This window comes from Pseudarthrobacter sp. 05T312 (assembly GCF_056396685.1).
The window spans coordinates 24,170-48,852 of the sequence record NZ_JBFTLY010000005.1 but is presented as its reverse complement, the minus strand read 5'-3'; the positions used below and the strand labels follow the sequence as shown (position 1 = coordinate 48,852).

At 66.5% G+C, this 24,683-nt stretch carries 23 protein-coding genes; 13 read left to right on the top strand and 10 right to left on the bottom strand.

The genetic code is table 11. The annotated features are described in order from the left end of the window. Window positions 1-157 precede the first annotated feature (157 nt). Window positions 158-583: a phage holin family protein gene (locus tag AC1DIP_RS09305; RefSeq protein WP_476207995.1), complete on the bottom strand. Its 426-nt coding sequence runs from the start codon at window positions 581-583 to the stop codon at window positions 158-160. Window positions 584-689: 106 nt separating this feature from the next. Between AC1DIP_RS09305 and AC1DIP_RS09300 the strand changes: the two genes are divergently transcribed. The 5 genes from AC1DIP_RS09300 (at window position 690) to AC1DIP_RS09280 (ending at window position 6,269) form a co-directional block, all read left to right on the top strand. Beyond that, a complete protein-coding gene (locus AC1DIP_RS09300) occupies window positions 690-1,808 on the top strand; it encodes a histidinol-phosphate transaminase (protein WP_476207993.1) in 1,119 nt (372 codons plus the stop codon). 149 nt (window positions 1,809-1,957) lie between these two features. Continuing rightward, a complete protein-coding gene (gene pdhA / locus AC1DIP_RS09295; protein ID WP_477733559.1) occupies window positions 1,958-3,190 on the top strand; it encodes a pyruvate dehydrogenase (acetyl-transferring) E1 component subunit alpha in 1,233 nt (410 codons plus the stop codon). Then, window positions 3,190-4,170 carry an alpha-ketoacid dehydrogenase subunit beta gene (locus tag AC1DIP_RS09290; protein WP_477733558.1) on the top strand — a complete coding sequence of 327 codons (981 nt, stop codon included), beginning with the start codon at window positions 3,190-3,192 and terminating at the stop codon, window positions 4,168-4,170. Before pdhA ends, AC1DIP_RS09290 begins: the two co-directional genes overlap by 1 nt. Window positions 4,171-4,177: 7 nt before the next feature. After that, window positions 4,178-5,635 carry a dihydrolipoamide acetyltransferase family protein gene (locus AC1DIP_RS09285; protein ID WP_477733557.1) on the top strand — a complete coding sequence of 486 codons (1,458 nt, stop codon included), beginning with the start codon at window positions 4,178-4,180 and terminating at the stop codon, window positions 5,633-5,635. Between the two features lie 16 nt (window positions 5,636-5,651). Next, on the top strand, window positions 5,652-6,269 hold the full coding sequence (locus AC1DIP_RS09280) for a phosphatase PAP2 family protein (RefSeq protein ID WP_477733556.1): 618 nt from the start codon (window positions 5,652-5,654) through the stop codon (window positions 6,267-6,269). Between the two features lie 31 nt (window positions 6,270-6,300). On the opposite strand, the gene AC1DIP_RS09275 is transcribed toward AC1DIP_RS09280, so the two are convergent. From AC1DIP_RS09275 to AC1DIP_RS09255, 5 genes are all read right to left on the bottom strand, one after another. Next, window positions 6,301-6,636 (bottom strand): hypothetical protein, encoded by a 336-nt coding sequence (locus AC1DIP_RS09275; protein ID WP_387562471.1) that lies wholly within the window; start codon window positions 6,634-6,636, stop codon window positions 6,301-6,303. Between the two features lie 174 nt (window positions 6,637-6,810). Then, complete coding sequence (locus tag AC1DIP_RS09270; RefSeq protein ID WP_141158936.1) at window positions 6,811-7,239, bottom strand: universal stress protein; 429 nt, start codon at window positions 7,237-7,239, stop codon at window positions 6,811-6,813. A 44-nt stretch (window positions 7,240-7,283) separates the two neighbouring features. After that, window positions 7,284-8,576 carry an aminotransferase-like domain-containing protein gene (locus AC1DIP_RS09265; protein WP_477733555.1) on the bottom strand — a complete coding sequence of 431 codons (1,293 nt, stop codon included), beginning with the start codon at window positions 8,574-8,576 and terminating at the stop codon, window positions 7,284-7,286. 72 nt (window positions 8,577-8,648) lie between these two features. Further along, window positions 8,649-9,281, bottom strand: a complete 633-nt coding sequence (locus tag AC1DIP_RS09260) for a GerMN domain-containing protein (RefSeq protein WP_476207986.1) — start codon at window positions 9,279-9,281, stop codon at window positions 8,649-8,651. A gap of 169 nt (window positions 9,282-9,450) precedes the next feature. After that, a complete protein-coding gene (locus AC1DIP_RS09255) occupies window positions 9,451-10,008 on the bottom strand; it encodes an NAD(P)H-dependent oxidoreductase (RefSeq protein ID WP_214945043.1) in 558 nt (185 codons plus the stop codon). Between the two features lie 120 nt (window positions 10,009-10,128). On the opposite strand from AC1DIP_RS09255, the gene AC1DIP_RS09250 reads away from it, so the two are divergent. The 6 genes from AC1DIP_RS09250 to AC1DIP_RS09225 all read left to right on the top strand — a co-directional run bounded on the left by AC1DIP_RS09250 (window position 10,129) and on the right by AC1DIP_RS09225 (window position 18,124). Next, window positions 10,129-10,752: a TetR family transcriptional regulator gene (locus tag AC1DIP_RS09250; protein ID WP_476207983.1), complete on the top strand. Its 624-nt coding sequence runs from the start codon at window positions 10,129-10,131 to the stop codon at window positions 10,750-10,752. 258 nt (window positions 10,753-11,010) lie between these two features. Next, entirely contained in the window at window positions 11,011-11,994 is a 984-nt protein-coding gene (locus AC1DIP_RS09245; protein WP_477733554.1) for an ABC transporter permease, read from the top strand. A 2-nt stretch (window positions 11,995-11,996) separates the two neighbouring features. After that, window positions 11,997-12,986 (top strand): ABC transporter permease subunit, encoded by a 990-nt coding sequence (locus tag AC1DIP_RS09240; RefSeq protein WP_476207981.1) that lies wholly within the window; start codon window positions 11,997-11,999, stop codon window positions 12,984-12,986. After that, a complete protein-coding gene (locus tag AC1DIP_RS09235; protein ID WP_477733553.1) occupies window positions 12,983-15,181 on the top strand; it encodes an ABC transporter ATP-binding protein in 2,199 nt (732 codons plus the stop codon). The genes AC1DIP_RS09240 and AC1DIP_RS09235 overlap by 4 nt, the downstream gene beginning before the upstream one ends. A gap of 49 nt (window positions 15,182-15,230) precedes the next feature. Continuing rightward, entirely contained in the window at window positions 15,231-16,946 is a 1,716-nt protein-coding gene (locus tag AC1DIP_RS09230) for an ABC transporter family substrate-binding protein (protein WP_477733552.1), read from the top strand. 104 nt (window positions 16,947-17,050) lie between these two features. After that, window positions 17,051-18,124: a Gfo/Idh/MocA family protein gene (locus AC1DIP_RS09225; protein WP_477733551.1), complete on the top strand. Its 1,074-nt coding sequence runs from the start codon at window positions 17,051-17,053 to the stop codon at window positions 18,122-18,124. Window positions 18,125-18,234: 110 nt separating this feature from the next. On the opposite strand, the gene ald is transcribed toward AC1DIP_RS09225, so the two are convergent. Beyond that, window positions 18,235-19,353, bottom strand: a complete 1,119-nt coding sequence (gene ald, locus AC1DIP_RS09220; protein WP_476207975.1) for an alanine dehydrogenase — start codon at window positions 19,351-19,353, stop codon at window positions 18,235-18,237. A 234-nt stretch (window positions 19,354-19,587) separates the two neighbouring features. Between ald and AC1DIP_RS09215 the strand changes: the two genes are divergently transcribed. Then, on the top strand, window positions 19,588-20,808 hold the full coding sequence (locus AC1DIP_RS09215; protein WP_476207973.1) for a helix-turn-helix domain-containing protein: 1,221 nt from the start codon (window positions 19,588-19,590) through the stop codon (window positions 20,806-20,808). Here AC1DIP_RS09215 and AC1DIP_RS09210 read toward each other — a convergent pair. From AC1DIP_RS09210 to ptsP, 3 genes are read right to left on the bottom strand one after another with little or no spacing between them, the layout of a single operon-like run. Beyond that, the gene (locus AC1DIP_RS09210) at window positions 20,771-21,559 is read right to left on the bottom strand and encodes an alpha/beta fold hydrolase (protein ID WP_477733550.1); all 789 of its coding nucleotides are present in this window, start codon (window positions 21,557-21,559) and stop codon (window positions 20,771-20,773) included. The two genes, AC1DIP_RS09215 and AC1DIP_RS09210, sit on opposite strands and share 38 nt — an antisense overlap. A gap of 41 nt (window positions 21,560-21,600) precedes the next feature. Then, complete coding sequence (locus AC1DIP_RS09205; RefSeq protein ID WP_476207971.1) at window positions 21,601-22,023, bottom strand: helix-turn-helix domain-containing protein; 423 nt, start codon at window positions 22,021-22,023, stop codon at window positions 21,601-21,603. Between the two features lie 40 nt (window positions 22,024-22,063). After that, on the bottom strand, window positions 22,064-23,749 hold the full coding sequence (gene ptsP / locus AC1DIP_RS09200; RefSeq protein ID WP_477733549.1) for a phosphoenolpyruvate--protein phosphotransferase: 1,686 nt from the start codon (window positions 23,747-23,749) through the stop codon (window positions 22,064-22,066). A gap of 160 nt (window positions 23,750-23,909) precedes the next feature. Here ptsP and AC1DIP_RS09195 point away from each other — a divergent pair, with 160 nt between their 5' ends. After that, window positions 23,910-24,638 carry a TetR/AcrR family transcriptional regulator gene (locus AC1DIP_RS09195; protein WP_307490960.1) on the top strand — a complete coding sequence of 243 codons (729 nt, stop codon included), beginning with the start codon at window positions 23,910-23,912 and terminating at the stop codon, window positions 24,636-24,638. Window positions 24,639-24,683: the final 45 nt, after the last annotated feature.

Here is a 24,683-nt window from a genome sequence, read left to right as displayed (position 1 = left end):
CGGCCCCAGCGGCAGGGGTCATGGGTGGCTGGTACTGAAGTTTTTACTGCTGGTTCGGGGAACGGCACCTGATGGGTACCTGTTCACCGGCCGCCCTGCTACTTGGCGGCAGGGGCGCCGTGCGGGCTTCTTCCCATTGGAGCCGGTGCAGCCCGGGTCAGCGTCTGCCTCCCGGCAGCAGTCCCGCCACCAGGGATACCAGCGAGATGATGATCGCGGCCAGCAGCGCCGTCCAGAAGAAGGAATCAATGGTGAGGTGCACTGGCGTATAGCTGCTGATCCACGCCGTCAGGTACAGCATGGCCGCGTTGATGACGATGGCGAACAGGCCAAGCGTCAGGATGGTGATGGGCAGCGCGAGCAGGCGCACCAGCGGCCGTACGAAGGCATTGACGACGCCGAAGATGAGGCCGATGAACAGGTAGGCCAGGACAATCCCAATGGTTTCGGTGTCCTGTGAAATTCCGGTTCTGGCTACGGCGTCCGATGCTGCGGCGCTGGAGATGTCCATGCCCGGCAGGACCCAGCTGGCCACCCAGAGCGCGGCGGCGTTAACGACGACCCGAAGGATGAAGGAACCCATGCCACCATGCTTCCATACCGTTCCCCCGGGAACCCGGGGGAACGGTATTGAATTTGTGCCCGGCATTCCCCGGATCCTTGCGGAAGCTGGACGTAGGCTAGAGGCCATGACTTCACCTGAGACCCGGGCGGGCGGAATTGCGCCGCGCCCGGTGCTGGACCGGCTGCCCCGCTACGCGGCAGGAAAACCGCCGGCCGCGGTCAGCGGTCTGGCAAGCTACAAGCTGTCCTCCAACGAAAACCCGTTGCCGCCCATCCCGGCAGTACTGGAAGCCATCGCCAACCAGTCCGACTTCAACCGGTATCCGGATCCCTTGAGCAGCAAGCTTCGTGCGGCGCTCGCGGAATTTCTCGATGTTCCCGCCGACGACATTGTCACCGGAGCGGGAAGCCTGGGCGCGCTCAACCAGATTCTGGCCGCCTTTGCCGGCCAGAACGAGGACGGGAAAGCGGACGAGGTCATCTATGCGTGGCGCTCATTTGAGGCCTACCCCATCAGCGTTGGCCTGGCCGGCGCCGAAAGTGTCCGGGTTCCCGTCACCGCCGACGGCCGGCACGACCTCGCGGCCATGGCGGCGGCCGTGGGTGCCCGCACCAAAGTCATCCTTCTCTGCACGCCCAACAACCCCACCGGCCCGGCCCTGGACGCGGCTGAAACCGAAGCCTTCATCCGGTCCGTTCCGGCTGACGTGGTGGTGGTGATCGATGAGGCCTACCAGGAGTTTGTCAGGGCGGAAGGCGCCGTGGATGGGATCGGGCTGTACCGGAAATATCCCAACGTGGTGGTGCTCCGGACCTTCTCCAAGGCGCACGGACTGGCCGGGCTCCGTGTGGGGTACAGCGTCTCCCATCCCGGGCTGACGCAGTACTTGAGGGTCGCCGCGACTCCATTCGCTGTCTCCCAAATCGCCGAGCAGGCAGCGGTTGTGTCACTTGAAAACTATGGCCAGGTTGTGGAAAGGGTACAAAAGCTCGTGGACGAGAGGGCCCGGGTGGTCAACGGCCTCAGGGACCTCGGCTGGAGCGTCCCCGATGCCCAGGGCAACTTCGTCTGGCTCGCGCTCGGCGCCGAAAGTGCCGCCTTTGCTGAGCTGGCGGGGACGCGTGCACTGTCCGTGCGGGCCTTCGCCGGAGAAGGCGTGAGGGTGAGCATCGGGGAGCCCGAGGCCAATACGCGGTTCCTCCAATTGTGTGCCGACTATACAAAGGCGCCAGCAACTTCCTAGCACTTAACAAGTAGCCCTCCGGCTACCTACCGAAGATAAAGTTAGGATCAGTAAGCCAATATATATGCCGTGCCGGGAATGTATTCCGTGTGCGGCATATATCCCAGCGACATTGCATTGCATCCGGATGCGGCAAGCAAGGAGACGGTATGGGCACTCATCTGCCTTCCACCGAGTTCGACGGAACAGCGGTAGACGACCAGCGGGAAGCCGATGCTGAAGCCGTCATGGGTGAGCCCGCGGCACAGATGGTGCAGCTTCTCGGTCCTGACGGGAAGCTGGGCACCGATCCTGTCTTCAGCGACTACGCGGACAAGCTCACCGCCGGGGACCTGCGCGGCCTGTACGCCGACATGGCAGCGATCCGGCGTTTCGACGTCGAAGCGACCGCCCTCCAGCGCCAGGGCCAGCTGGCCCTCTGGGTGCCGCTGACAGGCCAGGAAGCGGCGCAGATCGGCTCAGGCCGGGCCAGCCAGCCGCAGGACTACATCTTCCCCACCTATCGGGAACATGGAGTGGCGCTTACCCGGAACGTGGACCTTGCTGAACTCCTGCGCCAGTTTCGCGGTGTCTCCAACGGGGGCTGGAACCCCAAGGACACCAATTTCCACCTGTACACCCTGGTCCTGGCGGCGCAGACCCTCCACGCAGTGGGCTACGCCATGGGGATCCAGCGGGACCAGAAGCTCGCCGCCGTATCGAACACGGCAGGCAAGGAGCCGGACGCCGCCGTCATTGCGTACTTCGGCGACGGCGCCAGCTCGGAAGGCGACGTCCACGAATCCATGGTGTTCGCCTCTTCCTACAAGGCCCCCGTGGTGTTCTTCTGCCAGAACAACCACTGGGCCATCTCCGTGCCCACCAACGTCCAGACCCGTGTTCCACTCTCCAACCGCGCCAAGGGATACGGCTTCCCCGGCATCCGGGTGGACGGCAATGACGTGATCGCGGTGCACGCGGTTACCGAGTGGGCGCTGGATCACGCCCGCCAGGGCAAGGGGCCCGTCCTCATTGAGGCCTTCACGTACCGGGTGGGGGCGCACACCACCGCGGACGATCCCACCAAGTACCGGCAGTCCGAGGAGGAAGACGCCTGGCGGGCCAAGGACCCGCTGGCCCGGCTGGAGAAGTACCTGCGGGCCGAAGGCTTGGCAGATGACGCCTACTTCGCCAAGGTGAAGGCCGACGGCGACGACCTGGCCGCCTACGTCAGGCGCACCGCCCACGATCTTGAAAACCCGGACATCCGGCAGGCCTTCGCCAACGTCTACCGCGAGGCCCACCCGCTGGTGGCCGAGGAACTGGCGTGGTTCGAGGAATACAGCGCAGGATTCGCCGGCGGGGAAGAATCCGCCGGACACGCAGCAAAGGCAGGCCACTGATGACCACCATGACCATCGCGAAGGCCATCAATGAGGGCCTCCGCGCCACCCTGGCCGCCAACCCCAAATCCTTGCTGATGGGTGAGGACATCGGGCCCCTGGGCGGCGTCTACCGCGTAACCGACGGACTGATCGGGGAATTCGGCCCGGACCGCGTGGTGGACACCCCGCTGGCCGAGTCCGGAATCATCGGCACCGCCATCGGCCTGGCCCTGCGGGGCTACAGCCCCGTCTGTGAAATCCAGTTCGACGGGTTTGTCTTCCCCGGCTTCAACCAGATCACCACCCAGCTGGCTAAAATCCACTCACGCAGCAACGGCAACCTCAGCGTGCCCGTGGTCATCCGCATTCCCTACGGTGGCGGCATCGGCTCCATCGAGCACCACTCCGAGTCCCCGGAGGCCCTGTTCGCCCATACGGCCGGCCTGCGCATCATCACCCCGTCCAACCCGCATGACGCCTACTGGATGATCCAGCAGGCCGTGGAGTGCCAGGATCCCGTCATTGTTTTCGAACCCAAGCGCCGCTACTGGCTCAAGGGCGAAGTCGACGTCGAGGCGCCCGGGCCGTCGGAGGATCCGTTCAAGGCCCACGTCCTCCGCGAGGGTACCGACGCCACCGTTGTGGCCTACGGACCCCTGGTGCCCGTAGCCCTGGCGGCCGCCAATGCCGCCGAGGAGGACGGCCGGAGCCTCGAGGTCATCGACCTCCGGTCCATTTCCCCCATCGACTTTGACACCGTCACCACCTCCGTCCAGAAGACCGGCCGGCTGATCGTGACTCACGAGGCCCCAACATTCGGCGGAATCGGGGGCGAGATCGCCGCCCGGATCAGCGAGCGGGCATTCCACTCCCTTGAGGCGCCGGTGATCCGCGTCGGTGGCTTCCACATGCCCTACCCCGTTGCCAAGGTGGAGGAAGACTACCTTCCGGACATCGACCGCATCCTGGAGGCGCTGGACCGCGCCCTCTCCTACTGAGGACACCATGACCCTTAATAAGTTCAACCTGCCCGACGTCGGCGAGGGCCTCACGGAGGCGGAAATCGTTTCCTGGAAGGTCAAGGCCGGCGACACCGTGGCCATCAACGACGTCATCTGCGAGATCGAGACCGCGAAGTCGATCGTGGAACTGCCGTCCCCGTTCGCCGGGACCGTCACCGAACTGCTGGTGGAGGAAGGGGTGACTGTCGACGTCGGCACCGCCATCATCAGCGTCAGCGACGAAATCTCCGGCGACCCCACGCCCGCCGACGTCCGCGCACCCCAGGCCACCGTTGCTTCCGGCGCCCCCACCCAGCCGCTCTACGGCAAGCTGCCCGAGGACGCGGGGGAGGCGGGCGAAACCTCCACCGCACCCCTGGTGGGTTCCGGACCGAAGGCCGACGCCGTCAAGCGCAGGCCCCGGAAGACCGCACCGTCCGCCGCCCTGACGGTCAATGCCCCCGAGGTCGAACCGGTCCAGCCCCGCACGGCGGCCGAAGTTTCCGCCGGCGCACCTGCCGCCGTCGACACCCGGCCCACCCTCGGCGGCACCATCACGGGCCTGGTCAACCGGGTGCTGGCCAAGCCCCCGGTCCGCAAAATTGCCCGCGACCTTGGCATCGACCTCGCCGACGTCGTCGCCACCGGTTCGCGCGGCGAGGTGACCCGCGAGGACCTGGTCAGCTACCAGGCCCAGCGCGACGCCGAACTGGATAAGGCGGAAGGCTTCTGGGGCGCGGCCGGAAAGCCGCAGGACCAGCGCGTGGAGAGCATTCCTGTCAAGGGCGTCCGCAAGGCCACTGCGAAGGCGATGGTGGAGTCCGCCTTCGCGGCACCGCACGTCAGCATCTTCGTGGACGTCGACGCCAGCCGCACCATGGAATTCGTCAAGCGGCTCAAGGCTTCCCGGGACTTCGAGGGCATCAAGGTATCGCCGCTGCTCATCCTGGCCAAGGCCGTCATCTGGGCCGCCGCAAGGAACCCCAGCGTAAACGCAGCCTGGGTGGACAACCAAGACGGCAGTGCCGAGATCCAGGTCAAGCACTTCATGAACCTGGGCATTGCCGCGGCCACTCCGCGCGGCCTCATGGTGCCCAACATCAAGAATGCCCAGGACCTGTCCTTGAAGGAGCTGGCCCTGGCGCTGAACGACCTTGCCACCACGGCCAGGGCCGGGAAGACACAGCCGGCGCAGATGCAGGGCGGGACGCTGACCATCACCAACATCGGTGCCCTGGGCATCGACACCGGGACGCCCATCATCAATCCCGGCGAGGTGGCCATCGTTGCCTTCGGAACCATCAAGCAGAAGCCGTGGGTCCTGGACGGAGAGGTGATTCCCCGGTGGATCACCACCCTGGGCGGATCCTTCGACCACCGCGTGGTGGACGGTGACCTGTCCGCCCGCTTCATGGCCGACGTCGCAGCCATCCTGGAGGAGCCCGCGCTCCTCCTGGACTAGGGCGCCGGCGCAGGACGTGGCAGTAGACAACGGGGCGATCCGGGTCAGGAACCGCACAGCCAGGTGGCTGACGGAGGTCTTCCAGCCGCCGGTGGTGGTTTCCCTGCAGCTGCTGATCAGCCCACTGGCCCAGCCGGGCTTCCCGGGAACCATCGGCTACGGCGCGCTGGCGGCCCTCTTCGTGTGCGTGCTTCCGCTGGTGGTGCTGCTGGTCCTGGTCAGGTTTGGCAAGGTCACCGACCACCACGTCAGCGACCGGAAGCAGCGTGCACCCGTGCTGTTGATGGCGCTTGGCTGCATTGCTGTGGGGCTGCTGGTACTGGGCGCCGTGGATGCGCCGGAAAGCGTTATAGCGATGGTGATGTCGGTGGTGGGCGGTGTGGCGGTGCTGGCCGTGGTCAGCCCGTTCTGGAAGATGAGCGGCCACGCCGCTGCCGTGTCCTGCGCGGCCGTCGTATCGGTGCTGATGCTCGGCGCCGCGTGGACACCGCTGCTGCTCCTGGTCCCGGCGGTCAGCTGGTCACGGGTGGTGCTGCGGGCCCACTCCCTGGCCCAGGTGGTGGCCGGATCGCTCTTCGGCGGCCTGGTGATGGCCGGGATCTGGTGGCTGCTGCGGGGCTGGCTGGTGGGCTAAGCCCCTCGGCCCGGCCGTTGGAATTACCTGCCTAGTAGGCGGCGTATGCGGTGAAGGCTTCGAGTATGGCCGGATCCGCGGTGGTTCCCAGCACCACAGCGGCGGCGGTCATCAGGCCGCCCATGAGCGCGGCCATGCCGGCCCAGGCGCTCAGGAGCTTCCAGTCCTCGCGCAGGACGCTGCGTACGGTGGCGGGGAGCTGGAGTCCCGGGGTGATGAGGTTGGGTGCACTGTCCAGGCTGCCGTCGTCCAGCAGCGCAACCACGCGGTCGTTGCTGCGGTCCACCCGCATGGAGCTGATGTGGTTGCCGTGGCGGGCCAGGAGGATATCGTGGCCAACAAGCTGGCGGCGCTGCATGGTGATCAAGGGGAGCCCTTCGCTGGTGGGTGGATTCGTCAGTGTCCACGCCGTTGGGGGCCCATCCAATTTTATCGTTGCGCCAGCAGCTTAAAAGGTGATATGGCGGTGAGAACGGACACCACCCGCAGCGATATCCGCCACCACGGGTGGTGTCCTGCGTTACCCCGAGGGGTCCCGGCCCTAGTCTGCGTCGTAGGTGTTGGCGATATACACATCGCAGGGTGCGTTGTGGGCCACGCTGTTTGCCACGCTGCCAAGGACCCGGCCGATGCCGTGCATGCGGCGGTTTCCCACCACGATGATGCGGGCATCCATGCGGACGGCTTCCTTGATCAGGGCATCAGCCGGCCGCCCGCGGGCCGCCGAATACGTCACCGCGACGTCGCGGCCCAGCGATTCCGCCACGGTCCGGGCCACCTGTTCCGCCGCGTCGGCGTCGGAGACGATCCAGCGGTCGCTGCCGCTGCCGAACACCTCGGTCCGGTCGCTGTCGAAGGCCGACACGACGTGCAGCGAAGCGTCCAGTCCTGCCGCCAGGTTCTTGGCCGATTCAGCCGCCCGCTTTGCGGTTTCGCTGCCGTCAACCCCTACAACGATGATTCCACCCATATGCATGCTCCTTTGCTCGGTTTTCGGCGTTCGTGTGGCTTACGCTACAGCGCCGCCATGGCTTCCTGCAGCACCGGCGCCAACCGGCGCACTCCCTCGGTGATGGCATCCGGGGGGACGGCGCTGAAGGCGAGCCTCAGCTTGTTGGACGGCTCGTCCGACGGCGTGAACGCGGCGCCGGGGATAAACACGACGCCGGCCTCGATCGCCTTGTGCAGCAGCGGGTAGGTGTCAACGCCCTCCGGCAAAGTCACCCAGACAAAGAAGCCCCCCTGCGGATTGGTCCAGGTGGTTCCGGCGGGCATGTATTCCTTGAGGGCGGCGAGCATCGCCCGGCACCGCTCGGCGTACAGTCCGCGGTAGGTTTCGATCTGGCCCTTCCAGTCGTAGTCGCGCAGGTAGGCGGAGACCAGCATCTGGTTCAGGGCGGGCGGGCAGAGCGTGACCGATTCCGCGGCGAGATAGTAGCGGCGCTGCAGGTGTTCCGGAACCAGGGCCCAGCCAATCCGGAGGCCGGGGGCGAAGATCTTGGAGAAGGAACCGAGGTAGATGACGTCGTCCGGGTTGGCGGCGCGCAGTGGGGCCAGCGGCTCACCTTCGAAGCGGAGGAGTCCGTACGGGTTGTCCTCCAGGACCAGGATATTCGCTCTGCGGCATATATCGACCACCTGTTGCCGCCGTTCCCGGGCTAACGTGATACCCGAGGGGTTGTTGAAGTTCGGGATGGTGTAGAGGAACTTGATGCTCCTGCCGGCGAGCTGGAGCGCCGCGATCCGCGCCTCCAGGAGTTCCGGGACCAGGCCGAACTGGTCCATCTCCACCGTTTCCACCTGGACTTGGTATGCCTCGAAAGTGTTGAGTGCGCCGACGTAGGTGGGGTCCTCCACCAGGACCACGTCTCCCGGATTGCAGAAGAGCTTGGTGGCCACATCCTGGGCCGACTGTGAGCCCGCGGTGACCACGACGTTCTGGGGCCGGGCGTCCAGGATGCCTTCGGCGGCCATGACCTCGCAGATCTGCTCGCGGAGTTCCAGGGTGCCCTGCCCAGCGCCGTACTGCAGGGCAGTAAGTCCGTCCGTGGCAATGATGTCCGCCGCCGTCGCCGACAGGCGGTCCAGGGGCAGCGACTGGAGATACGGACTCCCTCCTGCGAGGGAGACCAACCCGGGCCGCAGCGAGATGTCGAAAACGTCCCTGACCGCGGACTGGCGGATGTTTGCCGCCCGCTCCGAGAACAGTTCCTCGTGGCGGTGGGCCGAGGTGGCTGCGCGCTCGATCGCATCGATGGCTTCAGCGGGCAGGGTTCCGGCGGAGGCGTCAAGTGTTTCGTGGGTCACAGAGTCAGGATACAGCCCGTTGTTGCTTCCAAGGCAACACCTGTTTATCCCGGGCCTTGACGATTCGGGGAACTACTTTCGGGCCAGGTACTCGGCCAGGATCTCGCCATTGATGTAGACGTCCGCCCTGACGGCGCCCACCGCTTCAAGGGCCGTCTGGGTCAGCTGGGCCTCGATCCGCGAGGGGTCGCAGGAGCCGCCCCGGTTCAGGGCTCCGGACAGGTAGACGGTGGCAGTTGTGCCGTCGAAGCTGCCCGAAAGGAACGTCAGCCGGGATGTGGACAGCGCGTTGTACGCATTTCCGGGCAGCTGCCCATTGCCCAGCAGGGCGCCGATCGCTGCCCCGAGCCGGGCGTTGCCGGCGGCCCCCGGCCGGGTGAAGCCAACCAGGCTGTCATTGCAGCCGAAGCGGATGCCGTTCCTTCCGCCGTCGTCCACCAGCACGAAGTAGGCCGTCACGGGCGAAGCCGCGGACCCGCCTGTGCTGGTGGGGGCTGGAGCGGACGTGCCGGGGGGATCGCCCGGCAGTGTCGCGGGAAGGAGGGCCAGCGGAGCGGCGCTGGCGCCGTCGCCGCCGGGGGCCGTGGCTGGTGGCGACCCCCCGGACTGGGGAACCGGGAGGCTGCAGCCGGAGAGCAGCAGGGCCAGGCAGCCCGCGGCAAGGATGCCGCACCTGCGGCTGTCCCAGCTCCATCTTTTTGCCATGCGGCACCGCAATCCGATCTGGTAGGTCCAGTGGATTAACGCTACGGCGGTCCCGGCGGGCGGAGATGTCCCCGCGGTACCGGTTGGGACAAGACTTGGTCACGGCAGTGCGTGGACATGGGAGCGCCCGGCACGCGAAATAACGTGCCGGGCGCTGTGTTGCAGGGGGTTAGGCCGCCGGTGCTGCTGCCGCAAGGGCATCAAAAACGCCCTTGATCTGCTCCACGACCTCGGCGTCGTCCTTGGGGTGGACTTCAGCGAAGCGCACCATGGAGCCGGGGACGGCCAGCTTGACGTCTTCCAGGATCTGCGCGCCGGCGATACCTGCGGCCTTGCGTGCTTCATCCTGGGCCCAGACGCCTCCGTACTGGCCAAACGCGGTACCGACGACGGCGGTGGGCTTGCCGGCCAGGGCGCCCGCGCCGAAGGGGCGGGACAGCCAGTCGATGGCGTTCTTCAGGGCGGCGGGCACGGTGCCGTTGTGCTCGGGGGTAACCAGGAGGACGGTGTCCGCCTGTTCGGCTGCGGCCCGCAGTGCTGCCGCGGCGGCGGGGACCTGGCCCTCGACGTCGAGGTCCTCGTTGTAGAAGGGGATGTTGCCCAGGCTCTCGTGGATCACCACGTCCACCTGCTCCGGCGCATTGAGCTGGATGGCCTCCGCCAGCTTCTGGTTGGTGGACTCGGCGCGGAGGCTGCCGACAAGGGTAAGGACTGTGCTCTTGGTCATGGGAACTCCTGGTTAGGGGAGCGGCGGGGGCCGCATTCGGACAAACTTCCGGCTCGCAGAGCCTTCACCAGACTAAACGGACCGCAGTCCGTTTATATTCCGCATGGCTACACTGTCTGTGTGAGGTCCATCCCAGTGCGGCCGGGCATGGCCCCCGTGACGGCCGCGGAACGCAGTGACGCTGCACGGAACCGTGAACGCCTCCTGCTGGCTGCCCGGGAGTTGATCGAACAGGGCGGCGCGGCCGCGCTCACCATGGACCGGCTGGCCGGGCAGGCCGGCGTGGGCAAGGGGACCGTCTTCCGCCGCTTCGGAAGCCGGGCCGGGCTGATGCTTACCCTGCTGAACGACTCGGAGGCCGCGTTCCAGGCCCGCTTCCTGTTCGGCCCGCCACCCCTGGGTCCGGGCGCCCCGGCGCTGGACCGGCTCATCGCCTTCGGAGCGGAGCGGATCGCGTACGTGGTGGAATTCGGGGAGTTGGTGCTCGCGGCCGGAAATGCTTCGAGGGGACGGTTTGAAGTCCCCGCTGCCGCGCTCTGGGACCGCCACGTGGAGATGCTGCTGCGTGAAGCCGGCGCAGAATCCCCGGAGCCCTGGCTGATGGCCGGATCCCTCAACGCGACGCTGGATCCCGAACGGCTTCTGCACCTGATCAGTGAACATGGAGTCACATCCGAACGGCTGGCTGCATCATGGCGAGACCTTGTGACACGGGTTGTCACAGGCGCGAATGGTACGCGCTGAGCTGGCCCTGCGTCCAGTCACGCGGGCTTCACAGAACTATTCATAACGATCTGATACGGCGCGCCTGGTTTCAGGGGATTCCCGGGCTTTTCGGCTTGGGGCTTGTGATAGTTTCCTCTGGAATGTGACCCGCGACATAGTCCACCAGGACCTGCCCCCAGGGGCTGCGGGAAGCCAGCTACCCGCTGGTACAGGGGACCCGGTGAGGCGGCACAATCCGTACTTGTCCGGGGAGGACGGAAGGATCCAGCAGCGCCCATGCTCAAGTACCTCGCCAAGCGCGGCATCACCTATGTGGTCATGATCTTCCTCACCACGTCCGCCGGCTACTTCCTGGCCGTCAGCTCGCTCAAACCGGCACTGCTCGAACAGGAACGCATTCCGCGGCCCACCCCCGAGCAGGTGGCCAACTCGATGCGGCTCAAAGGTTTGGACCCGGCGCTCAGCCCCTGGGAACGCTACATTGACTGGCTCACCGGCATCGTCACCCGCTGGGACTGGGGCCGCAGCCCCAACGGCGCCTACATCAACGCTGAGTTCGGGGACCGCGTCTGGATCTCCACCCGGCTGTTCCTGGCGTCCATCATCCTGACCCTGGTGATCGGCGTCGCGCTCGGCGTCTACTCGGCGGCACGCCAGTACAAGTTCCAGGACCGGGTCATCACCTCCTACAGCTACCTTGCCTACATCGTGCCGGCGCCCATCGCCTACTTCCTGGTCCAGCTGGGCGCCATCAACATCAATGAGTCCGTGGGCGACCGGATCTTCTTCGTCACCGGCATCTCCACCCCCGGCCTCGCCCCCGGCTGGGCCCAGTTCGTTGACATGCTGGCCCACTACGTTGTGCCCACGGTGGCCATCACCCTGGTGGGCTGGGGCGCCTACCAGATAGCCCAGCGGCAATACCTGCTGGACAACGTCAACGCGGATTTTGTCCGCACCGCACGGGCCAAGGGGCTGACCCGGAACCAGGCCATTGCCCGGCACGCGCTCCGCGTGTCCTTCATCCCGGTGGCCCAGAGCATCGCCTTCACCATCCCGGCCATCTTCGCCGGCGGCTTCTTCGCCGAAAAGATCTTCGCGTGGCCCGGCGTAGGGTCCTGGAGCATCGACGCCATCTCGCTGCAGGACGTCAACGCGGCCACGGCCACGCTGGCCTACGGCTCCGTGATCTTCGCCCTGGGCGCCATCCTCGCGGACTTCGCCACCACGCTTGTCGACCCGAGAGTGCGGGTGCAGTAGCCATGACCAACCTGAACGCAGTCGACCCGGCAGCAGTGGCGCAGGATGCGCACCTGGAAAGCGCCGACGTCGTCATCGGCAAAACCACCATCATCTTCCGACGCTTCCTGCGGAACAGGACGGCCGTCGCGGGCCTGGCCATTTTCCTGGCCCTGACCGTTTTCTCGTTCATCGGCGGGTTCTTCACCCAATGGGACAAGGAAACGATCGATCCCTTCAACATCGGCATGCCCCCCTCGGCCGACCACTACCTCGGAACCTCGCAGGCAGGAATCGACCTCTACGCCATGACCGTGGAGGGCACCAGGATCTCCATCCTGATCGGCCTGGTGGTGGGCCTGGTGTCGGTCCTGATCGCCGCCGTCTACGGCTGCACCATGGCCTACTTCGGCGGCAAGGTGGACAAGGTCATGCTCTTCATCCTCGAAGCGCTGATCATGATGCCGGCGCTCCTGGTGGTCGCCGTCGCCACCAGCGGCGGCGGGGCCGGGCTGAAGCGCGACCTTCCCTCCTGGCTCCTCCTCATCATCGTCCTGCTGGTGTTCAGCTGGATGGGCACTGCCCGCCTGATCCGGTCCATGTCCATGTCGCTGATGCAGCGTGACTTCGTCAAGGCGGCCCAGTACATGGGCGTTCCGCCGCGCCGGATCGTCTGGCGGCACCTGGTACCGAACATCGGCTCGCTGCTGATCCTGGACATCACCCGCGGCGTCACCGCAGCCATCCTGGCCGAGGTCGCCTTCTCCTTCATCGGCATCGGCATCAAGGTTCCGGACGTGAGCCTGGGCGTGCTGATCGGCCAGGCCACCTCCCAGGTGCAGACCTTCCCGTGGATGTTCTGGGTGCCGCTCACCGTGATGTTCCTGCTGACCGGTTCCCTGGCCATGATGAACGACGGCCTGCGCGATGCCTTTGACCCCAGCTCCACGTCCAGCGGCAGGGCCAAAAAAGCCAAGGTCCGGAAAACCACCGCGGAAAAGAAGGCGGCATGAGCAGCGAAACCACCACCGGAGCCACGGACCCGTCACGTTCAACCGTGGAGCGCCTGCACGTGGCAGGCCTGCACGCCCCGGGCGACGCCGTCCTGTCGGTCCGTGACCTGAACGTCTGCTTCAATACGGAGAACGGCATTGTGCACGCCGTCAGGGGCGTCGACTTCGACCTGATGCCGGGCAAGACGCTGGGGATTGTGGGCGAATCGGGGTCCGGCAAGTCCGTCACCTCGCTGGCCGTCATGGGGCTCCTCCCGCCCACGGCCCAGGTCTCCGGCTCCGTCCGGCTCAAGGGCCGGGAACTGCTGGGCCTCAGCGACAAGGAGATGTGCAAGTACCGCGGCAACGACCTTGCCATGGTCTTCCAGGATCCGCTGTCATCCCTCACCCCGGTGTTCACCGTGGGCACCCAGATCATCGAAGCGCTCACCATCCACCACCCCACCATGAGCAGGACGGCCAAGGAAGCCCGCGCCGTCGAACTTCTGGCAATGGTGGGGATTCCCAGCCCCAAGGACAGGCTCAAGGCCTTCCCGCACGAATTCTCCGGCGGCATGCGCCAGCGCGTCATGATTGCCATCGCCATAGCCAACAACCCCCGCGTCCTGATTGCCGATGAACCCACCACGGCCCTGGACGTCACCATCCAGGCCCAGGTCCTCGAGGTGCTCCATACGGCCCAGGAGGAGACGGGCGCGGCGGTGGTCATGATCACCCACGATCTCGGCGTGGTGGCCGGGATGGCGGACGACATCATGGTCATGTACGCGGGAAAACCGGTGGAAACCGGCGCCGTGGACGAGATCTACTACAACCCGCGGATGCCCTACACCATGGGCCTGCTGGGCGCAGTGCCCCGCGTGGATGTGGCCGAGAAATCCTCCCTCGTTCCCATCGAAGGCATGCCGCCGAACCTGCTGCATGCCCCCACCGGCTGCTCGTTCGCGCCCCGCTGCCCCCTGTCCTCGGAGGCCTGCCTGGACGGTGAACCTGCGCTGGCACCCGTTGACGACGACGCCCGGCACCGCGCCGCCTGCATCAAATCAGGGTCCCTGGGCGGCTCCGTGGATGTGCACGACGTGTTCGCCGCCCCGCCGGTGGCTGTGTCCCGCTTCGACGCGATTCCCCGGGAGGAGCGGTCCACCGTCCTGCAGCTCACGGACGTCCGCAAGCACTTCCCCCTGACCAGGGGCGCCCTCATCAAACGCAGGATCGGCACCGTCAAGGCGGTGGACGGCCTGAGCTTCGATATTCGCGAAGGCGAATGCTTCTCGATCGTGGGCGAATCGGGCTCGGGAAAGACCACCACGCTCCTGGAAATCATGGAGTTCCACCCGGACCAGGACGGCGAAGTGGTGATCGGCGGCCTGAGCAACAAGCAGGCGGCCGATGCCAGGACCAAGGGCAAGATGCGGCGCGAACTCCAAATGGTGTTCCAGGACCCTACCGGCGCCTTGGACCCGCGGTTCACGGTGTACGAAGTCCTGGCCGAACCCCTGCAGAACGCAGGCATGGACCGGGCAGCGACCAGGAAGCGGATCATGGAGCTGATGAAGCTCGTGGGCCTGCAGCCGGACCACGTCAACCGCTTCCCCAACCAGTTCTCTGGCGGCCAGCGGCAACGGATCGGGATCGCCCGGGCCTTGGCGGTGAACCCCAAGCTGGTGGTCCTGGACGAACCCGTCTCGGCCCTGGATGTCTCGGTCCAGGCCGGGGTCATCAACCTCCTGGACCAGCTGCGCGCGGAACTGGGCCTGAGCTACCTGCTGGTGGCCCACGATCTTTCGGTGGTGCGCCACATCTCCAACCGGGTGGCCGTCATGTACCTCGGCAAGATCGTGGAGGTAGGCGCCGTGGACCGGGTGTTCGACAACCCCCGGCACCCCTACACCCGCGCCCTCCTCTCAGCGATCCCGGTGCCCGACCCCCGGCTGGAACGCACCCGCGAACGCATCATCCTCCAGGGCGACCTGCCCTCCCCGCTGCAGGCACCGAAAGGCTGCAACTTCGCCACCCGCTGTCCCGTCTTTGCCGCACTCCCGCCGGCCAAGCAGGAGAAGTGCCTGACCCTTGAACCGCCACTGGAAACGGCGGCCACTGCCACGGACCAGCAGTTCGCCTGCTTCTTCCCGGACGGGGAACTGGATGAGGACATGCTGGTGGTCCACGAGCCTGCGGACAACCATGCGCCCTAGGATTTTTCGACCCCAAAGCACCACCACTCGCACCAATGAAGGGAAAACCATGAGGAAACTGAACAGGATCGGCGGAGCGGCAGCGATTGCTGCCGCCCTGGCGTTGACGGCCTGCGGCGGTGGCGGTGCCAGTGGCCCCGAAACAGCCAAGGGCCAGGAATCCGGAAGCGACCTGTCCAAACTGATCAGCATCAACGAGAAGCCGGCGTCCGACCTCCAGCAGGGCGGCAAGGTCACCCTGCCGCTGGGCAACATCGGCCCGGACTTCAACGGGTTCTCCAACAACGGCAACAGCGCGGACAACTCCGCCCTGCAGATCCCCATGAACCCGGTGGCGATGAACAGCGGCGGCATCGGCGGCTGCTGGAAGGTGGACTTCAAGGGCAAGGTCACGCCCAACCCTGACTTCTGCGAATCAGTGGACAGCGAGGTCAAGGACGGCAAGCAGACCATCACCATCAAGGTCAACCCCAAGGCCACGTACAACGACGGCACGCCCATCGACGTCAGGGCCTTCAAGAACACCTGGAACATCCTCAAGAGCCCGGACGCCGGCTACGATATCGTCAGCTCGGGCGCCTACGAGTTCGTTGACTCCGTCGAGGCCGGCAGCAACGACAAGGAAGTCATCGTCAAGACCAGCCGCCCGGTCTTCCCCGTGGATTCACTCTTCTTCGGACTCATCCACCCGGCCGTCAACACCCCCGAGATCTTCAACGAGGGCTTCAACGGCAACCTGCACCCGGAGTGGATGGCAGGCCCCTTCAAGCTTGACCAGTACGACACCGCCGCCAAGACGGTAACCATGGTTCCGAACGACAAGTGGTGGGGCCAGAAGCCGGTCCTGGCCAACGTGACGTTCCGCCAGCTGGAAACCAGCGCACAGATCGCCGCCTTCAAGAACGGCGAAATCGACGCCATGTCCGCCAACACCATCTCGCTGTACAAGCAGCTGGACGGCACGAAGGATTCGGACATCCGCCGCGGCCAGCGCCTCTTCGCCGGTGGCCTGAACCTCAATGCCCAGCGCATCACCGACGTCAACGTCCGCAAGGCCATCTTCGCCGCCGTGGACCGCGAAGCCCTCCGGAAGGTCCGCTTCAACGGACTGAACTGGGAAGAGCCCAGCTCCGGTTCCATGATGCTGCTGCCGTTCTCCGAGTACTACCAGGACAACTACCCGGTTAAGGAAACCGGAGCCGATGAGGCCAAGAAGGTCCTCACCGACGCCGGCTACAAGGCCAACGCCAACGGCATCATGGAGAAGGACGGCAAGCCCGCCGCCTTCAAGATCAGCAACTTCGGCGACGACCCCACCACCCTGGCCGTGGCGCAGACCCTGCAGAAGCAACTCCAGGCCGGCGGCATGGACGTGGGCATCGACCAGCGCGCCTCCGCCGACTTCGGCAAGGTGCTGGGCAGCCGCGAGTTCGACCTGAGCATCTCCGGCTACACCGTGGGCCCGGATGCCACCGACGCCGTCAAGCAGTACTACGACTCCAAGGTCAACGAGAACAAGCTGGGCGACGCCGAACTGGACAAGAAGATCGCCGACCTCGCCTCCATCGAGGACAACGCAGCCCGTAACAAGGCAGCGATGGACGTGGAGAAGGAACACATGGCGAAGTACTACTCCATGGGCGTGGTCTTCAACGGCCCGCAGATCTCGTTCGTCCGCACCGGCCTGGCCAACTACGGCCCGTCGCTCTTCCAGAGCACCTCTCAGGTCCCGGACTGGACCACCATCGGCTGGGAAAAGAAGTAACCACCCGCAGCCTGATGAGGATGCCGGCACCCCTGGCCGCCAGGGGTGCCGGCTTCTTTTAACCAGGCGTTTAAGCAGGCGGGACCGGGGGTAGCGTTGCTTCCATGACCGGAACTGAAGCCGACCCCCGCACCATCCGCACCGCCGTCGTCGGCTACGGGCTCGCCGGCAGCGTCTTCCACGCGCCGCTGCTGGCGGCCAACGCCAGCTACTCGCTGGACGTCATCGCAACGTCCGACGCCGGGCGGCAGGCAGCTGCCTCATCCCGGCTTCCGGCGGTGGCGGTGGTGCGCGACGGCGCCGCCGTCCTTAAGCGGGCCGCTGACCTTGACCTTGTGGTCCTGGCGACGCCGCCGCTGACCCATTACCCGCTGGCCAAGGCCGCGCTGGAAGCGGGGCTGGACGTGGTGGTGGACAAGCCGTTCGCGGTCACCAGCACGCAGGGACAGGAGCTTGTTGCGCTGGCACGGGCGGAAGGGCGCGTGCTGACGGTGTTCCACAACCGCAGGTGGGATGGGGATTTCCTCACGCTCCGGAAGTTGCTGGCGACCCAGTCCCTGGGCAAGGTGACCCGGTTCGAGTCGACGTTCGAGCGGTGGTCCCCGTCCATTGCCAAGGCCTGGAAAGCGCGGGCCACGGCTGCCGACGGCGGAGGCGTCCTGTTCGACCTGGGCACCCACCTGGTCGACCAGGCGCTGCAGTTGTTCGGCCCGGCCACCGTCCTCCACGCGGAACTGCAGGCGCGCCGGTCCGACGAGCGTGCAGATGATGATGCCTTCCTGGTCCTGCGGCACCAGTCCGGTGTGACCAGCCACCTGGCCATGAACATGCTGTGCGCCCAGCAGGGGCCGCGCTTCCGGGTGCTGGGTTCGATCGGCGGCTTCACCAAGAACGGGGTGGACCCGCAGGAGCCTTACCTGGCGGCCGGCGGCAGTCCGCTGGATGCGGACTATGGCGTGGAGGCACCGGAGTGGGCCGGGCTCCTGGGCCGCGACGGACACCTGGACCGCCTGCCCACAGAACGCGGGAACTACCCGGAGTTCTACCGCCTGCTGGCAGCCAGGATCCCTGACGGCGGCGCACAGTCATCCCCGCCCCTCCCCGTCAACCCGGAGGACGCGGTGGAGGTCCTCAAAATCATAGAAAAAGCCCGGGAGGTCGCCTCGGCAGGTGCTTGAATGCGAAACGCCGAACGACAGGCATCCGGCAGCGTGCGTCAAAGCGACGAAGGAGCAGCACGCAGAGGATGTCTGTCGTCCGGCGCAGCAGGACGACCTATGGAGGGGGCTTAGGCCGAGACGAGCTCGTGCCAGTCAGCCACGAGGGGCAGGTTGTGAGCCTCGGAGACGGAGTGGTGCGCCACGTGGCCGGCGGCGATGTTGAGGCCGGCGGCCAGGGCGGGGTCGCGGTCGAACGCGGCCTTGACGCCCAGGTTGGCCAGGGACACCGCGTAGCGCAGGGTGACGTTGGTCAGCGCGTACGTGGAGGTGTTGGGAACGGCGCCAGGCATGTTGGCGACGCAGTAGAAGATGGTGTTGTGCACCTTGTACGTGGGTTCCTGATGGGTGGTGGGGTGGGTGTCCTCGAAGCAGCCACCCTGGTCCACGGCGATGTCCACCAGGACCGAACCGGGCTTCATGCGGGCCACGAGGTCGTTGGTGACCAGCTTGGGGGCCTTGGCGCCGGGGATCAGGACTGAACCGATCACCAGGTCGGCGTCGACCACTGATTTTTCGATCTCGTACTTGTTGGAAGCCACGGTCTTCAACCGGCCCTGGTACTGGGCGTCCAGTTCGCGCAGGCGGTTGATGTTGATGTCCAGGATGGTGACGTCGGCACCCAGGCCCAGGGCCATGGCAGCAGCGTTGGTTCCGGCCACACCGGCGCCCAGGACAACCACCTTCGCCGGGCGCACGCCGGGCACGCCGCCCAGCAGGACGCCCTTGCCGCCGGCCGGGGCCATCAGGGAGGTGGCACCCACCTGGACGGACAGGCGGCCGGCAACTTCGGACATCGGAGCCAGCAGCGGCAGCGTGCGGCCCTCCTGCACGGTTTCGTAGGCGATGGCGGTGACGCCGGAGTTGATGAGCTCGGCGGTGAGCTCGGGCTCGGCGGCCAGGTGCAGGTAGGTGAAAAGGATCAGGCCCTTGCGGAAGCGGTGGTATTCGGACTTGATGGGCTCCTTGACCTTCATCAGCATGTCGGCGCGGGCCCAGACGTCGTCCGCCTCGTTGACGATCTCGGCGCCGGCGATTGAGTATTCCTCGTCCGTGATGCCCGAGCCCAGGCCTGCGCCGCGCTCCACCAGGACGGTGTGTCCGTGGGTGAGGAACTCGTGGACGCCGGCCGCGGTGATGGCCACGCGGAATTCGTTGTTCTTGATTTCTTTGGGGACGCCGATGATCATCGTCTGCTCCAGTTTTTGGGGGCCGGTAGGCCGTACAGGTGGAAGGATTTTCGTGTTTCAACGATAGATCCAGCTGTGAGCCAGGCGACATGGACTGCATCGGATGCTGCGCGCGCAACCGCGTGATTCCGCGGGTTTTGCATCATCCGGCTCGACACGTGTCGAGTCCTGGAGCGTCAGGTGTCGCCTCGTGTCCGTTCGTCCATGGGGCTGCCGGGGCAGTACTGTAGGCCCATGCAGCAGCAGGGTGTGGAACAGCTCGTCGAACAGGTGGCGCAGAAGCTGGGCCGGGGGCTTTCCTTGGAGGATCTGGACGGGCTGCTGCTTGCCTACAGTTCCAACCAGTCCCATGCGGACCGCGTCCGGGTTAACTTCTTGCTGAGCAAGAAGGTCCCGGCGGACGTGAGCGCATGGCAGCTCGCGCACGGGATCGCCACCGCCGTGCGGCCTGTTGTGGTGCCGGCCAACCCGGACCTGGGCATGCTGGGCCGGGTGTGCGTCCCCCTGATGGTGCGCGGTTTCCGGGTGGGCTATCTCTGGGTGCAGCAGGACTCGGCGGAGGAAAGCCCGACGGCGATCCTCACCCAGTTGCCGGGCGTCAACCACGAGCTTGAGCTGCTGTCAGGGCTCCTGCTCGACTCGAACACGGCTGAATCGGAATTCCGGCGGGGCCGCGAGCGGGAGTTCCTGGCCGCGTGCGCCGGGGAACCCAATGCGGTGGCTGCTGTGGCCGGCTGGAAGGAAGTCCAGGGGAGGGGACCGTGGCAGATGGTCACGGTCCTGGACGCGGACGGCTGGGCCAGCGGCCCGGACCCCATCGCATCCACCCTGATCCACCGGTCCACCGCGCTCCAGGCCACGGTGGGCGTGGATGCTGCCCTCTTCAGCGCCGGGACTGAGACGCATTCGGCGGTGCTGTTCCGCGAATCGACCGGCCGGGCCAACCATGCCCAGGTCCTGGTGCATTACCAGCTGGAGCTGGCCAAGCGTTCCGGCCGCCCGGTGCACCGGATCATCCTTGGCATCAGCGAGGGGTTCGCGAAGACCCGGCAGCTCTCGGAGGCGTACCGGCAGTCACGGCTCGCGGCCCAGGCGGCCGCAGTGGATCCGCAGCTGGGCGAGCTGGTGGACTGCAGGGCCACCGGCGTGTACCAGCTGCTGGCGTCCGCCGGGGGAGGGGTGGGTGCCTGGGCGGACTCCGGGTCGGTGTACTTCCGCATGCTCGAGGACCATGACCGCAACGGTGAGCTCATCCCGGTCCTTGAGCTGCTCTATGACAACGACGGCTCGGTCCAGGACGTGGCCACCAAGCTCCACCTGCATCGCAGCAGCATCTACAACAGGCTGGGACGGATCCGGCAGCTGCTGGGGGTGGACCCGCTGAAGGGGATGCCCCGGCTGGAGCTGCACGCAGCCCTTAAGATGCGGCGCTGGGCGGGCCGGCCCAGGATTTGATGGCCTCCGCCACCTGCCGTGGGCGCAGGTGCTGGACCACGTGCCCGGCGTGCGGGACTTCCGCGAAGCTTCCCTCCGGCACCACCCGGGAGAGTCGGAGCGACCAGTCGGCGCCGGCCACCTGGTCGTCGTCGCCGCGCAGCACCAGGACGGGAACGTTGATCCCGGCCAGCCTCCGCTCCGCAGGGTAGGCCATCATGACGGAAAGCATGGTGAAGTACCAGCGGGGCCCGCAGCGGAAGTAGTCAGAGAACACGATCCAGTTCGACCCGGCACTTTCCCGGAGGAGGGCATCCAGGAAAAGTGCCAGGCCCTGCTGCCGGACATTCCGGTGCCGGGAGTCCACCACCGGACCCATGAGGACCAGCCGTTGCGCCTGGCCGGGAGCATAGAGCGCTGCCTCGATGGCGAACTGCGCGCCCATGGAATGCCCCACCAGGATGTAGGAGGCAATGCCGCTTGCCTTGAGTGCCTGGGCGATGAAGGCGCCGTAGTCGGCCACGGACAGCTGCCGCTCCGGCCTGGGCGTTCCGGCGAAGCCCGGCAGGTCCAGGGAGTACGTAGGGGCAACGGCGGCGAGCTCACTGTGCAGGCGACGAAAGTAGCGGTGCGAAACGCCGATGCCGTGAATGAGGATGTAGGCCGGTGCCGTGGAAGCGCCGGCGGCTTCCGGTCCCGGGGCGGGTGTGCCGTCTGCCCAAAGGACCCGGCCCGTGAAACCGTTCGCTTCCACGTCGGCTGAGCGAAGCACAGCATCCTTCCGGCGCGAAGGCCAGGCCAGGGGGATCCGCACTATTCGCCGGTGCCGGCGTCGACGGCGGCGTTCTTGCCCTGCTTGCGCTTCTGTTCGGCAAGCTTCTGCTGCTCAAGCCAGGCCATGATGTGGGCCGTGCGGATCCGGCGGTGCGATCCGCGGTACTCCACCGGGATTTCCCCGCGATCGGTCATGTTCCGCAGGTAGGTATGCGAAATCCCGGCCAGTTCGGCAGCCTGGGAGGTTGTGAGCATCTCCTCCACGCTGCTCACCGTCACCGTTTCGCCGCGTCCCAGCCTGGCGAGGAGATCGACGACGGCGTCCCGCGCCTGGGCGGGGAGGCGGTGGACGGTGCCGTCGACGAACACGGTGATGTCGTTGCTGTCCTCGAGGGCGCGCGTCAGGGCGCGGGCCTCGCCGTCGGGCAGGCCGGCCGAGACCCGGGGGGCTATCAGTGCCATGGACGTAGCCTATCCCGGGTGCCGCCGGCGCCGCGGGCGGTCAGAGTCCCAGTTCCTCCAGGACCGGCAGCTTTTCGCGCACCCAGGCCCGCGCCTCGGTGGCACTCGGGGCGGAGAGGGCCAGCTTGGCCAGCTCCTGGGCCTCAGACAGGGTGACCGTCTTCAAGACCGCGGCCACCGCGGCCAGCGAACGCGCGGTCATGGAGAGCGTGTTGACGCCTAGGCCGGTAAGGACGACGGCGAGGGCGGGATCGGCGGCAGCCTCACCACAGACACCCACAGGTTTGTTGTGGCCCTCGGCGCGGGATCCTTCGACGGTCAGCCCGACGAGGCGCAGGACGGCAGGCTGCCACGGGGTGTTCAGGTTGGCCAACGGGCCCAGTTGGCGGTCGGCGGCCATGGCGTACTGGGTGAGGTCATTGGTGCCCAGGCTGGCGAAGCCTACTTCGCGAAGGATGGACTCCGCAGTGAGGGCCGCAGACGGGACCTCCACCATGACGCCGGGGGTCTTGATCCCGGCGTCCGCGCACATGGAAGCGAAGCGGGAGGCTTCCTCGGCCGTGGAGATCATGGGAGCCATGACCCAGACGTCGGCTTCGGACTGCTGCTGGGCCAGGGCAATGGCTTCCAGCTGCCGGTCCAGGACGCCCGGGGTGGTGAAGTCGGTGCGGTAGCCGCGGACGCCCAGGGCGGGGTTGGGCTCCGTGGAGTCGGTCAGGAACGGAAGCGGCTTGTCGGCGCCGGCGTCGAGCGTGCGGAGCACCACCTTCTTGCCGGGGAATGCATCAAACACGCTCTTGTAGGCCGCGGCCTGCTCCTCAACGGAAGGTTCGGTGTCCCGTTCCAGGAAGCAGAACTCGGTGCGGAACAGGCCAACGCCCTGGGCGCCCAGCTTGGCGGCCGCCTCGGCGTCCTTGCCGCCGCCCACGTTGGCGAGCAGCGGCACCTCGTGGCCGTCCGCCGTCGTACCCGTGCCGGTGAACTCGGCCAGCAGTGACGCGGTGGCGGCCCAGGCTTCAGCCGTGGCACGGAGGGTCTCGTCAGGTTCGGCGGTGATGCTGCCGGCGGCGCCGTCCACGTACACCTCGGTGCCGTCCGGAAGTTCGTCCACACCCACGGCGGCGACCACGGCCGGCAGGCCGAGCGAGCGGGCGATGATGGCAGTGTGGGACTGGGGTCCGCCGCCTGCGGTGACGAGTGCCAGGATCTTGTTGGGGTCCAGCGTGGCGGTATCCGCGGGCGCAAGGTCTTCGGCCACCAGGATGAACGGGGTGCTGGAGGCGGGGATGCCGGGCGCGGGGACGCCCCGCAGCTCGGCAACGATCCGGGCGCGGACGTCCAGGACGTCCGTGGCGCGCTCGGCCATGTAGCCGCCGAGGTTGTGCAGCATCTCGGATACTGAGGAGCCCGATTCCCAGATGGCGCGCTCGGCGGAGGTGCCCCGGGCCACCAGCTTGGCCGCGCCCTTGATCAGCATGGTGTCCTTGGCCATCAGTGCAGTGGCTTCAAGGACCGCCATTCCGTCTCCGGTGGCGTGCGTGGCGCGGTCCTTCAGCTCGTCATGCACGGCCTGCGAGGCCGCCTTCAGGGCAGCCGTGGCTTCCTCCGCTGTGGTGTCCGGCGCCAGCTGCTCACCGGCAGGAGGCTCACTGATCGGTTTGGGCATCTGGCGGATGGTGCCGATGACGCGGCCTGGACTGACGCCTACTCCTGGGAAGTTCTGCACTGAAGGTCCTCATTCTCTGCCGGTAGCCAGGCCCGCCAAACATTTCCGGCGCCATGCCGGAACACCGCCGGACTGCCACGTCAGGAGGTGGAAACGAGCCTGAAAAAATTGTATGTGATTCAGTTCATATAGCAACGCTATAGGTGCTAGGGTAGCGGTTATGAGTTTGGATGGCCAGCTTCCCCCCAAAATGCGGCTGCTCCGTGCTGCCGCGGAACTGCTGGCAAAATCCGCGGGAGCTCCGGTCTCCACCCGCCAGATCACCCAGCTGGCAGGGGTCTCCGCTCCCACCCTGTACCACCACTTCGGTGACAAGGAAGGTCTGTTCGACGCCGTCGTCGCCGCAGGATTTGAGGAATATGTCGCGGGCGAAAGGGATTTCGCCCCCTCCGGGCAGCCCCTCGAGGACATCCGGAGAATGTGGGACAACCACGTCCAGTTCGGGCTCAACCAGCCCGAGCTGTACTTGGTGATGTTCGGCAATATCCGTCCGGAAAGCCGGCCAGCCATTGTGGCGGACGCCGAAGCGCTGATGGAGGAGATGCTGAACAAGGCAGCGGCGGCGGGCCAGCTGAACGTCCAGCCCAGGGAAGCGGCCAGGTCCATCCTGGCGGCCAACGTGGGCGTGACGCTGATGCTCATTGCGGAGCCCGCCACCGAACGCAACCTCGAACTGTCCACCATGACCCGGGACGCCATGATTTTCGCGGTGTCCGCCGAGCCCGCCAGCGGCCCGGCGCCGGGCGGCACCGGGAAGTCCTCGGTGGTGGTGGCAGCGATCGCCCTGAACGCCGCACTTCAGGCCTCGCACTCTGACCAGCTTTCCAGCTCGGAACTCAAGCTTTTCCTCGAATGGCTCCACCGGATCTCCACCAGCCCGGCCGGGTAGCCCCACAACCACGCATTACCCAGCAGTACGTCGTCGTAATCATCG

Coding starts and splice junctions, on each gene's coding strand:
- AC1DIP_RS09240 (WP_476207981.1), top strand. CDS start 11,997: ATGACCAACCTGAACGCAGTCGACCCGGCAGCAGTGGCGCAGGATGCG.
- AC1DIP_RS09255 (WP_214945043.1), bottom strand. CDS start 10,008: ATGACCAAGAGCACAGTCCTTACCCTTGTCGGCAGCCTCCGCGCCGAG.
- AC1DIP_RS09270 (WP_141158936.1), bottom strand. CDS start 7,239: ATGGGTGGAATCATCGTTGTAGGGGTTGACGGCAGCGAAACCGCAAAG.
- AC1DIP_RS09260 (WP_476207986.1), bottom strand. CDS start 9,281: ATGGCAAAAAGATGGAGCTGGGACAGCCGCAGGTGCGGCATCCTTGCC.
- AC1DIP_RS09300 (WP_476207993.1), top strand. CDS start 690: ATGACTTCACCTGAGACCCGGGCGGGCGGAATTGCGCCGCGCCCGGTG.
- AC1DIP_RS09195 (WP_307490960.1), top strand. CDS start 23,910: ATGAGTTTGGATGGCCAGCTTCCCCCCAAAATGCGGCTGCTCCGTGCT.
- AC1DIP_RS09235 (WP_477733553.1), top strand. CDS start 12,983: ATGAGCAGCGAAACCACCACCGGAGCCACGGACCCGTCACGTTCAACC.
- AC1DIP_RS09290 (WP_477733558.1), top strand. CDS start 3,190: ATGACCACCATGACCATCGCGAAGGCCATCAATGAGGGCCTCCGCGCC.
- AC1DIP_RS09245 (WP_477733554.1), top strand. CDS start 11,011: ATGCTCAAGTACCTCGCCAAGCGCGGCATCACCTATGTGGTCATGATC.
- pdhA (WP_477733559.1), top strand. CDS start 1,958: ATGGGCACTCATCTGCCTTCCACCGAGTTCGACGGAACAGCGGTAGAC.
- AC1DIP_RS09205 (WP_476207971.1), bottom strand. CDS start 22,023: ATGGCACTGATAGCCCCCCGGGTCTCGGCCGGCCTGCCCGACGGCGAG.
- AC1DIP_RS09285 (WP_477733557.1), top strand. CDS start 4,178: ATGACCCTTAATAAGTTCAACCTGCCCGACGTCGGCGAGGGCCTCACG.
- AC1DIP_RS09225 (WP_477733551.1), top strand. CDS start 17,051: ATGACCGGAACTGAAGCCGACCCCCGCACCATCCGCACCGCCGTCGTC.
- AC1DIP_RS09215 (WP_476207973.1), top strand. CDS start 19,588: ATGCAGCAGCAGGGTGTGGAACAGCTCGTCGAACAGGTGGCGCAGAAG.
- AC1DIP_RS09230 (WP_477733552.1), top strand. CDS start 15,231: ATGAGGAAACTGAACAGGATCGGCGGAGCGGCAGCGATTGCTGCCGCC.
- AC1DIP_RS09305 (WP_476207995.1), bottom strand. CDS start 583: ATGGGTTCCTTCATCCTTCGGGTCGTCGTTAACGCCGCCGCGCTCTGG.
- ald (WP_476207975.1), bottom strand. CDS start 19,353: ATGATCATCGGCGTCCCCAAAGAAATCAAGAACAACGAATTCCGCGTG.